Below are 10,851 nucleotides of genomic sequence, written 5' to 3'. Positions count from 1 at the left end.
CTATTTTAATAATAATGCGACTGATCAGCTTATAGCTATTCCGATAAACCCGCTATCCGGATATGAAAGAATGATGATTAATTCAGGAGGGCTGCATAATAAAGGATTTGAATTTGTTTTGAATACAGATATTTCTAAGAAGGAAAATTTTGCGTGGAACGTAAATGCTAATTTTTCAACTTTAAAAAGTAACATCGATAAAATTGATGGAAATATTTCAAAATATCCTCTATCAGGTTTTGATAACGTTGCTTTCTTCGCTGAAGTAGGAAAACCTTATGGTGCAATTTATGGAACGAAATTCTTGAGAGTAGAAGATACCGCTAGTCCTCATTACGGAAAACTGATTGTGGATCAAAATGGATTGCCACAGGCTACTCAAGACCAATATTATCTTGGAGATCAGACTCCGAGGGCTTTGTTTGGCTTTACCAACAGCTTTGTATATAAAAATATTGGACTTTCATTTTTAATTGACGGAAGAATCGGAGGTAAATTTTTCTCCGCAACGCAAGCAGCATTACAAGCTAATGGACTTGCTGCAGACACTGCGCCCGGAGGAAAACGTGATAATATGATTTTGGATGCCGTAGTGGAAGGAAATGGCGGTTATACAGCAAATACCAAAGAAATAACTCAGCAGGATTATTGGGGAGCTGTAACATCTGGAAATTTAGGAATTACGGAACAGAATATTTATGATGCTACCAACATTCGTTTAAGAAATATTCAGCTGACGTATAATTTCCCTAAAAGTATTTTCCAAAAATTAGCCTTGCAGAGTGCTAAAGTTGCTTTTACGGCCAATAATGTCTGGATGATCTACAGTAAAGCAAAAGGAATTGATCCGGAATCTGTATTCGCAATTAATTCTAATGCTACAGGATTTGAAAACCTTGCTTTTCCTACTTCAAGATCTTATTTATTTACAATTACTTTAGGCTTTTAATTAAAAACTGAAACAATGAAAAAATATATCTTATCATTTTTTACCATCGGTTTATTATGTACTTCATGCAATGATTTTGAAGAAATCAACAATAACCCATTTGCCGTAGACGCTAATAAGGCAGAACCTGAATATTTCTTAAATAACTCAATTCTTGGCGCTCAGCAGGATCCTAATATTGCAGAACGTGTTTTTGTTTTATACTGGAAAACGGCAGCGAGACAGCATTTATCAACAGGAATTGCAGGTGGAACTTACGACGATTCCTGGACTTCCGAATATTGGAAATACGTTTCAGATTGGCTGAATAATGCGAATGCGGCTATTCAATTGGCTAATGAAAAAAAGGCGGCCGGGCAAGGAAAACCTTATTATGACAATGTCATTCAGGTTTCCAGAATTTGGAGAGCTTATTTAATGAGTGAATTTTCGGATAATTTTGGACCTCAACCTATTCAGGCTTTTCAGGGAACGAATCCTACTTTTAATTCTGAAAAAGAAGTGTATTATTTTATTTTGGAAGAATTAAAAGATGCAGTCGCAAAAATGGACACAACCCAAGGAGCACCATCAAACGCTAATGCCCATGATATGGTGTATGGGTTCAATTGGACGCAATGGGTAAAGTATGCCAACTCTATGAGAATGAGAATTGCTATGAGAATTGCTGAAGTAGATCCTTCAAAAGCAAAAACAGAATTTGAAGCAGCTGCCAATTCAAATATGTTTATCGCTACAAATGCAGATAATTTTAAAGTGGCTGAAAAATCCGGTTGGGATGCCTTAACGGGTGTAATGTCCAGAGAATGGAACTCCCAAATCTTGTCAGCAACCCTTAATAATTTATACATTGGTTTAGGAGGAGTAAGTTCCACAGAGCAATTACCTGCAGCTCAACATACAGCAGTTAAGGCATCTGACTATGTTGGCATAAAGTATGATCAACAGTTCACCACAATGACCAACGATCCTAGTGCAGGATATTGGTTGGATGGACTACCCAATAAAATTGATCCGAGAGCGTATAAAACGTTCTATATTCCGGGTGATCTTACAAGCCCGGTTTATTCATTATATCCCACTTATACCAATCAGGCAACTACCAATCATGGAGATCTTACATTTGAAGATAACTCTAAAGTAACAATAAATACAGTAAATACCTGGAATGCCTATACCATTGGAAATTGGGGGGTAAAAGGACAGAGAAACGGCTTGAGAAATGTAGTAGGATGTATGCCGGCTTTGGGTAAGCAGTACCGGGAAAGTACGAATTCAAGAATATTTTTTGCAAGCTGGGAAACTTATTTCCTTTTGGCGGAAGCGGCATTGAAAGGCTGGGCTGTTCCAATGGGCGATGAAGCGGCATATAATAAAGGAATTCAGGAAAGTTTTGCTTATAATGGAGTTTCACAATTCTATGGTCAATATATTGCTTCAACAGATTATAACCGTGATGGGACTTCTGTTTCTTACAGTCATATTACAGAACCGGGAGTGAGCCATACGATGAAATATAAAGATCCTGTAAGCGGGAACTTAGTTTCGGTAGACATTAAATATCCTGTAAATACCATTTATAAAAATGGATCGGTAAAGAATGATAAACTGACAAAGATTATTACCCAGAAATATATTGCCAATATGCCTTGGTTACCGTTAGAGTCCTGGAGTGATCAGAGAAGGCTTGGACTGCCGTTTTTTGAAAATCCTGCCATCGAAACTCCATTGGCAAACCTTCCTAATCTGAGTTCAGGGAATTATATGACAAATTCTATTCAGAATTTCCCTCAGAGATTAAGATATCCAAGTACTTTCAGAAATACGGATCAGCCTGGATATGATAAGGCTGTACAGTTACTTGGTGGTGCAGATGCTGTACTGACTCCTCTTTGGTGGGCCAAACATTAATTAGTTTTAAATACAATAAAAAAACAATCCTTTTCTGATTTTGAAAAGGATTGTTTTTTTTTAGATATAAATTGACTGATTATGTCTTTAGCTGGATTGGTATTGGAGTATTTTTAATTGGGACCTATTGTGAAAACTATTTGCGTGTTATAGGTTGTTGCAGGAACGATTACAGAAACACCACTTATTTGTAATTGTCCATTAATGCCTGAAAAAGTAACACTATTACCCAATCCCAAAATTCCCGAGAAATTTATTGTAAAGAATGCTGTATCTACAGCTTGTGGTATTTCTACATAGGTTGTCCCACCATTGATCGTTGCAGTACAGCCAAGGCAAAGTCCACTGATACTGGTTGTCCCGCCACTTCTTTTGGCATAAAGGTGTAGATTGCTGTTCCAGGTGGTAGGAGTATGATGCATGCTTATTCTTGCCGCCCCACTTGTGAGCAGATTTAGAAAAGATCCTGGCAGTGTTCCTGATAATGTTATCAAATTAGTAGCGCTCTGATACGTTCCGGCATAGTTTGTCCCTGCTTCGGTAATAGAAGGTACGCTTACTGTCCAGTTACTTCCACCTACAGTTATTGTTTGGCCTGTCAAATAACTACTTATTATTAAAGGAATAACATATAGATATTTTTTTAAGAGGATTTCCCTGAAAAAGTGGCTGTAGACTTTCATTTTTCAATTTTATTCTGTGATGGTGTAGGTGATGACAATTGCTGTATTGGCCTGTGCCTGTAAATTAGCATAAGTATTGGTCGTTAGAGAAATAGTGAGCGCATGGCCATTGTTGGCACCATTTCCTGTGTAGGCACCTCCAATGCCGCTAATAATTGTAACAGGAGTCGTCGTAAGGGTAACCTGTCCTGAGGAAGTTCCCAATGTTCCGCCTCCAGCTCCGGAAGCGGCAGCTGCCTGTAATCTTATATTAACTCCTGCAATAACTTTATTCACAGATGCTGTAATTTTTCTGGTAAGCCCTCCGGGTGCAATTGCAGAGGTATAGTTGACCCATTTGGAAGTATTGGGTGTTGGATTACCAAGAGCATTTCCTGCTTCGGTAGGAGCTGTAAAATTGAGCGTAAAACTTCCTGTAGGTTCTATATCCATTAAAGTTACGATAGGTAAAGTCATCGTAACAGTAGTCTGGGAATAGAATACGCCCGAGAAGATGAAAAACACTAATAACAATAGGGAACGGATCAAAATCATTTTTTCTTTTTTATTTCATTATATCCTACCTTTAAGGATTCCTGCTGGTATTTTATTTCTATTTGCTGTTTGACAATATGAATATTTAATTTTTTTGTTTCCGAAGGGTTAAGCGTAAACTGAAATTTGTCGTTCGAGACTTTATAACGTTTATCAAGACCATTGCGATAGACTTTAACGGTCCAGTCTCCAGGTCTGAGGTAAGTAAAATCAAAATCTTCACCTATAAAACATATTTTACGGTAGGTCTGATCCTTACCTGTAGCTTCTATAATAATACTTTCTTTTTTCTTTTTCTCTTTTTTAGCAAGTAGTTCAGTAAGTCCGGTCTGATCTTTATCTTCTGTTTCTACAAACTGAATATGACCCTGAACATTAGCCGCTGTCGTTAATCCGAAATTAAAAATATTTTCCTTATTACTTAAAGAAAGAGCTGCCGGAATAGCCAATGTGGGAATATCATTGATCTCAGTTGTTGAACGGTCGATTTCCAGAAAATAATTTCCGGGAATCACATTTTTGAATAAATAATTTCCTTCCTGATCGGTAACTGAAAGGTAGCTTCCCAACATGAGTCTTATCCCTTCCGTCTTTTTTATCCCAAGATTACTGATATTTCCGGATAACGAAATATATTCAGCGGTTTTCTGTACCGGAATATTGGGACGCCAGGTATAACGCATGGAGAATATAAAATCTTTATCCCCAATTTCTCCCCTCTGCAATGAATATCTGCCGGAAAGATCAATTTCATTTCCGGGAAACAGCTGCTGGTGGAAGAGAAGTTCAAATAAATTTCTGTCTTTAAAATATTCTTCCGGCATATAATTGTTCTGATAAAAAATACTTAAACTAGTCTTATCAGAAAAACGACTGTAAATTCTTGCCCCATAATAGAGCTGTTTCTGGTTCTGCAGCTGGTATCTCGAGCTGATAGCATAGCTTCCGAATACATTAAAATAGGTCCTGAATTTTTGAAATGAAAGATTGGCAGAATAAAAACTTGAATTACCACTAAACCCTGTCAGATAATTATCTGTTTTACCAAACTGTCCTTCAATATTTACTTGAAACATTCCGACCTGCTGATCAATGCTCACCTTGAAAAAACGCTCATAATAATCAAACTGTTTTGGTTCTAAACGATCCTGATACTTTTGATAACCGCTATTAACGATAACATATCCATTGGAGCGGTATTTATATTGTACTCCATATTGCAGATACTGTCTGTAAGGAGCTGCTAAAAACAGCGTATCTCTCTGGAAATTTTTAACATCCTGTGTATAGTTGACAAAAGCACTGAGCTTTCTGGAAATTTTATAGCTAATGTTCCCGTTAAAGGTATTTGTATTCGTAAAATATCCTGCAAATTCCGGACTTGCTTTTACATACATTAAACTTCCGTTGAACTTTTCAAAAATAGCATCAGCCTGAAGCATGTAAGCTGTTCCATCCGTTTTTTTTGTAGTACTGTAGGCCAATTCTCCAGATACATTAATGTTTCTTGATATCTTGAATTTTCCTTTGGCATAAGGAAGATGTGCATCCGAATCCAGCCTTAGATCTCCATATCGGATTTCCTCCTTTCTTGGAGTTTTGTAAAGATATCCAACCGAAATTTCTGATTCCTTCCGGATTTTGAAACTGGAATAAAGGTTAAATTCATCCTTAATATCTCTGAAAAATCTTGGATGATTATAGAAGCCGCCCAGACTGAATTTGTTAAAATCATAGCGGATTTCTGCCCCGCGGCCATATCTTGCAAACTCCGTTAAATAAGATGAAGAATACGTTTTATCACCAAGATGAATAAAGAACTTATCCCGTTTATAATTCACAAAATATTCTTCATATTGAGTAAATGTATTGAGATCTACAGGATTGTGGGTTACCGCCCGGAATTCGATCTGGTTTTTGTTGTCTTTATCCAGAGTCCCTTTCCCATAAATTTCTCCCTGAAAGCCATCATTGTAAACCCCCATATTCTGCATTCCGATAAAAGATAATGAAACGGCAACAGGAAGTCTGTGGTAGATATCGTTTTCAGATGGTTTTACGGATATAATCTGAGTACTTACATAAACATTTTGAACTTCCTTAAGATTACCTTTTGAGTATACCGAAAGATTAAGGTTCTGAAATTCATTTTGACTGAGTTCAGGGTTTGTTACTTTGTGTATTGTAATGATTTTTGATTCATTGGGTTCCAGTACTAATGAAGTATCATTGTCAAGAATGGCATTTTTACTTTCAAGATGAATATCCTCTGTTATATTACCATTATTTTTTAAGAGAAAAGAAGCCCGAATCATTTCTCCGGCCCTTACAAACTCAGGTGAATTCAAAGGAGTCAGGGAAATATTTCTGTTTCCTGAAACTGTTATTTTTGATGTTTTTGTAAAGGATATTCCGTTATTGCGGTCAGTAATGTTCAATGTTACAGAATAATTTCCCTGGCTCGTTTCCGTTGCAATACGCAAAGGAACCAGATAAACTGATGCTTCATGTGCCGCAATCTGAAATTCTCCTTTTGCTAAAATAGGTGTAATAGAAGGACTTGAGGTGGTAACTGATATCTCATAAGTCCTGTTTTCATCCGAATTATTTTCTAATGTAAAAGGAATAGAAGTTGACATTCCCGGTAATATACTATCTTTTTTACTGGACAATCGGTTCGATTGCTGTTGAGAAAAAATAAATATCGGGAATAATGATATGATAATAAATATAGTCCAAGTTCTAATCATTTTTTACTTCTAATTCCACATTGAGTGCAAATGCATTCTCTTCTTCATCCGTAGCTATTATGGCGGCTTTGTATTTGTCCGGCGGTATTTTACTGATATCAATGTAAAATGTTTTGGAGGTGTCAGGCAGCAGTCCCATCGTTAAACTTGAATACGTTCCTATTTTTTCACCTGTTTTACGGTTATAAATTTCAATGGCTGTTGTCGGTTTACAGTAAAGATTACCATTATTGGCTACAGCAATCTTCACGGTTTGCTTTCCCTCCTGTTTCTCTACTTTTACACTCTCAAACTTAAGGTCCGGTTTGGCCTTTTCTGTTTCAAAATCTGTAATGACCTGAATCGCGTAACGTATCACAGAAGTGATATTCACTCCTGCCTTACTGTCGCTGGGCTTTATATCCTCTACCGGTTCTACAATAATGACACTCCAATAGCTTCCGGGATCTCTGTTTTGATTGGGAACTGTAATCTCATAAAAAACCTCAGTTTTCTCCTTACCTTTCAGGGTAATCAGGTTGGTATTGAGTTTAATCCATTCTCCATTGGTCCGTTTATTTGTACGCAAAGCCGAATAATTGATCGTTCCGTCAGCATGGTAAGCAAAGTCCTGTAAAAATAATTTTACACTCTGAGGATTATTGCTTGTGTTTTCAATGGCTACTTTTCCCTTGTAAACCTTTCCGTTTTCAATTTTGTAAGAATGTGTAAGTCCATTGAGAATCACAATGCCCGCATGTAAAAAGCTAAACTGCAAAATCAAGGTAATCAACAGAAGAATACGCTTTATCATTATGTAAAGTTTGGAGTTAAATGATGAGTAATACAAAAACAGGAAGAAACTGAATGACAACTTCTTCTTGTTTTTGAAATAGAGAATAAAATTTTATTTAAATTCTAATTGTCGGATATCGTATAAGTAACGGTAGCTGCTACAGTGGCTGTTGCCTGTAAATCTGCGTAGGCTGCTACCCCTCCAGGACCACTTCCTGCAGCAATTGCGTACGTAAGATTGTGTCCGTTGTTGGCACCATTTCCTGTATAAGCACTTCCGATTCCTGAAATGATAGTCTGGTTGGCAGCACTTAAAGTCAACAGACCTGCAGATGTTCCCAATGTTCCTGCTCCTGCTCCGGTAGCTGCTGCTGCTGTTACCTGAAGATCAACTCCGGGAATGATAGCATTCATGGTTACACTTATATTACGGGTAGGATCTGCAACAGATTTAATGGATGAATAATTAAGCCATAAAGTAGTGTTGGCTGTTGCCGGAACGATAGGATTTCCTGCTTCAGTAGGTGCTGTAAATCCAAGAGTAATGTTTTTGGTGGCAGATGGTTCAATATCTACCAATGCAACTTCGGGAATAGAAATGGTAACCGTATGGTTATCTGTAGCGAGGTCTTGGGCGCTCATATTCCCGGATAGAGCCAATGCAAATACAGACACTGCAATAGTTAAATTTAGTTTTTTCATGATGCAAATAATTAGTTAAGTGAATATAACAAAATTCAGTGCATTGTGAAAAAAATATATTATAATTTTTATATTATTGCTTATTTGCACTATGTAATGCATTATATTTAAAGAATAACTCAAAAAAACCTGTGCTTTTTTGGTACAGGTTTTTATTAAATTGTAAGCGTTTTTCTATGCCCAGTGTGGATCAGAAACAGAAACCTTTCCCGTTTCTACTCTTCCGGCAAAATGCCACAGACATTCATCTGACGTTAATTTCAAATCATACCAGCCTTTAAATTTATCAAGATCAATAATTATTTTTTCTTCTGTTTTTTGTACAGAAATTGTTTTTTTATTTTTTGTGTACAAATCTTCCAGATTGATGGAGAAATTTTTCTTTTTGTTATTTCTTATAGTCAGTTCCACTTGGTTTTTTGTGGTCATATTCTCTAAAATTATCTCTATTTCCGGTGAAATACTTCCCTGAAATCTCCTGAAAAAGCCATTGGGACCGAAAATTTCATAATAATAAGCTCCGGAATGTACAGCATGGGATAATTCCTGCTTTGAATATAAGGCATATGAAAAATGATAATCCTTACTGTCGAATTGAGTCCTGTCATACACCAAAAGCGGAACGCCATTCTCTTTTAAATTGGACATTTTTATCTGTTCACCTTCTAAATTGACATGGAAATGATACGGAAGCGGATTTGATGGCTTCAGACCTCTTTCCTGAATTTCAAGTAAATTACCGTTAAGTTCATTTTCAGAATACCATTTCAGATCAGGAACAGGTTTGTTTTTGGCTGCATTGATGGTTTTAGCATAGTCTTTCTGATCCAGATAATTTATTTGTGGAACTTTTACACTGGAAGAATTGAAGGCAGACGTAAGATCACCGCATACCGCTCTTCTCCAGTCACTGATATTGTCAACATGCACATCCTTTTTGAATTTTTTCATGATAAATTTCTCCAGAAACTGCAGTACAGAAGTGTGATCCGATACTTCGGAATTTACAAATCCTCCTTTCGTCCATGGGGAAGCGATGATCATTGGAACCCTGTAACCCAATCCAACGGTTCCTTCAATTTTTTCATAATTTTTTAAAGAAGGATTGCTCATGTATTCCTGGGATTGATTCACATATTCCACGCCTTCTTTGCCGTTCATATCAACAGGCTGGCTTGGATTTACGGGTGGCGCGAAAGGGAGTACATGATCGAAATATCCGTCGTTTTCATCATAATTGATGATGAATATGGTTTTTTTCCAGGTTTCAGGATCTTTGGTCAGAATATTCAAAACCTCAGAAATATACCACGCGCCATACCATGGTGATCCCGGGTGGTCTGAGAAATGTTCAGGAGCTACCAGCCAGGAAACCAGCGGGAGTTTCTTCTCTTCCACATCTTTTCGGAACTGAAACAGTACGTCACCTTCAGGAACAACCAGCCTTTCTCCGTTTTCATCCTTTCCGATTTCCAGTTTCCAGTAATCAGGATCATTGGAGTTGGTGGTGAAGGCTTTTTCGTGAAGGTTTTTTTCCTCTTTTGAAAGTTTTGAATAATTATCCGGATGGTATTTCACCTGATCTTCCTGAACTTCAGCGAGCATAGTTTCCAGCCTTTCTTTCTGTTGAGGATTTTTTTCAATTTCCTGCTTCAGATACGCTATGATATTAGGAATATTCTGATAATATCCTTTTGAAAATTTAACGTTGAATTTTGAAAACCATTCAATAGGGTTATCGGTAAAATTACTTAACCATGCTTCCTGTTCTCCGGACATTCCTTTTGGAAGACTGATTTCATTCTGATAAATTCTCCACGAAACATTCTGTTGTTCTAAAATTTCCGGGAAACTTTTCCATTTGGCCTGCCTTGCTTTGTCATAATCAATATTTTCATTCACAACATTAGCCTTTACCTTTCCATTCTGCTGCGCTCTCAACGTTCCGGACCATAGAAATAATCTGTTTGGAGTAGTCCCGGTAAGTGAAGAGCAGAAATATTGGTCGAATATGGTAAATGCATCTGCCAGCTGATAATAAAACGGAAGATCTTCACGGTTGTAATATCCTAATGTCAGCGGAATATTTTTGTAATCTTTATTCCCTGAAGCTTTAGCCTGAAGCCACTGGTCGTATTTTCCCTTGTTCAGTGCTTTTTGCTGATCAGCCCATGAATGAGGCAGTGAGCTCATCCAGGTTGATTTGGTATTTCTTAAATCCAGGCGGGCTGGGGATGCATATTTCCCGTCATCATTCTTTTGAAAGAAAACGGATTGCCCATCCTGTTTTACAAAGGCTCTTTTATCTAAAAAACCTCTCACTCCTTTGAGAGCACCGAATGCATGATCAAATGAACGGTTCTCCTGCATCAGGATTACAACATGCTCTGCATCATAAAATGTAGACTGGGCAGCCGGATCAATGGCTAAAGCTTTTAAAATGGAAGGATGCAGAACACTTGAAGTTCCCAATCCGGCTAATAAAAGACTTGATTTTTCTAAAAATTCTCTTCTGTTCATGTTCAATCGAAATAAGAAAGAAACCGCA

The 10,851-nt window shown here is 37.2% G+C and carries 8 protein-coding genes (1 of these 8 running past the window's edge); 2 read left to right on the top strand and 6 right to left on the bottom strand.

All coding sequences use genetic code 11. From position 1 onward, the window contains the following. Together CHRYMOREF3P_RS12125 and CHRYMOREF3P_RS12120 are read left to right on the top strand one after the other, a co-directional pair. Positions 1-949, top strand: the 3' portion of a protein-coding gene (locus CHRYMOREF3P_RS12125) for a SusC/RagA family TonB-linked outer membrane protein (protein WP_180564731.1). The gene continues 1,952 nt to the left of window position 1, outside the view; the window shows 949 of its 2,901 coding nt (coding positions 1,953-2,901); its start codon lies beyond the left edge, outside the window; it ends in the stop codon at positions 947-949. A gap of 15 nt (positions 950-964) precedes the next feature. Then, positions 965-2,860, top strand: a complete 1,896-nt coding sequence (locus tag CHRYMOREF3P_RS12120) for a SusD/RagB family nutrient-binding outer membrane lipoprotein (protein WP_180564730.1) — start codon at positions 965-967, stop codon at positions 2,858-2,860. Between the two features lie 113 nt (positions 2,861-2,973). On the opposite strand, the gene CHRYMOREF3P_RS12115 is transcribed toward CHRYMOREF3P_RS12120, so the two are convergent. The 6 genes from CHRYMOREF3P_RS12115 to CHRYMOREF3P_RS12090 form a co-directional block, all read right to left on the bottom strand. Continuing rightward, positions 2,974-3,462 carry a hypothetical protein gene (locus CHRYMOREF3P_RS12115; RefSeq protein ID WP_139348583.1) on the bottom strand — a complete coding sequence of 163 codons (489 nt, stop codon included), beginning with the start codon at positions 3,460-3,462 and terminating at the stop codon, positions 2,974-2,976. Between the two features lie 90 nt (positions 3,463-3,552). Further along, complete coding sequence (locus CHRYMOREF3P_RS12110; protein WP_180564729.1) at positions 3,553-4,077, bottom strand: hypothetical protein; 525 nt, start codon at positions 4,075-4,077, stop codon at positions 3,553-3,555. Beyond that, positions 4,074-6,827: a hypothetical protein gene (locus CHRYMOREF3P_RS12105; RefSeq protein ID WP_180564728.1), complete on the bottom strand. Its 2,754-nt coding sequence runs from the start codon at positions 6,825-6,827 to the stop codon at positions 4,074-4,076. The genes CHRYMOREF3P_RS12110 and CHRYMOREF3P_RS12105 overlap by 4 nt, the downstream gene beginning before the upstream one ends. Then, entirely contained in the window at positions 6,820-7,620 is an 801-nt protein-coding gene (locus CHRYMOREF3P_RS12100) for a WxL protein host-binding domain-containing protein (RefSeq protein WP_180564727.1), read from the bottom strand. Before CHRYMOREF3P_RS12100 ends, CHRYMOREF3P_RS12105 begins: the two co-directional genes overlap by 8 nt. A 104-nt stretch (positions 7,621-7,724) precedes the next feature. Then, complete coding sequence (locus CHRYMOREF3P_RS12095) at positions 7,725-8,303, bottom strand: hypothetical protein (protein ID WP_180564726.1); 579 nt, start codon at positions 8,301-8,303, stop codon at positions 7,725-7,727. 174 nt (positions 8,304-8,477) lie between these two features. After that, on the bottom strand, positions 8,478-10,823 hold the full coding sequence (locus CHRYMOREF3P_RS12090; protein ID WP_180564725.1) for a phosphocholine-specific phospholipase C: 2,346 nt from the start codon (positions 10,821-10,823) through the stop codon (positions 8,478-8,480). Positions 10,824-10,851 lie beyond the last annotated feature (28 nt).

This window comes from Chryseobacterium sp. JV274 (assembly GCF_903969135.1).
Taxonomy (GTDB): Bacteria; Bacteroidota; Bacteroidia; order Flavobacteriales; family Weeksellaceae; genus Chryseobacterium.
This window is presented reverse-complemented; position numbering and strand designations above follow the sequence as displayed.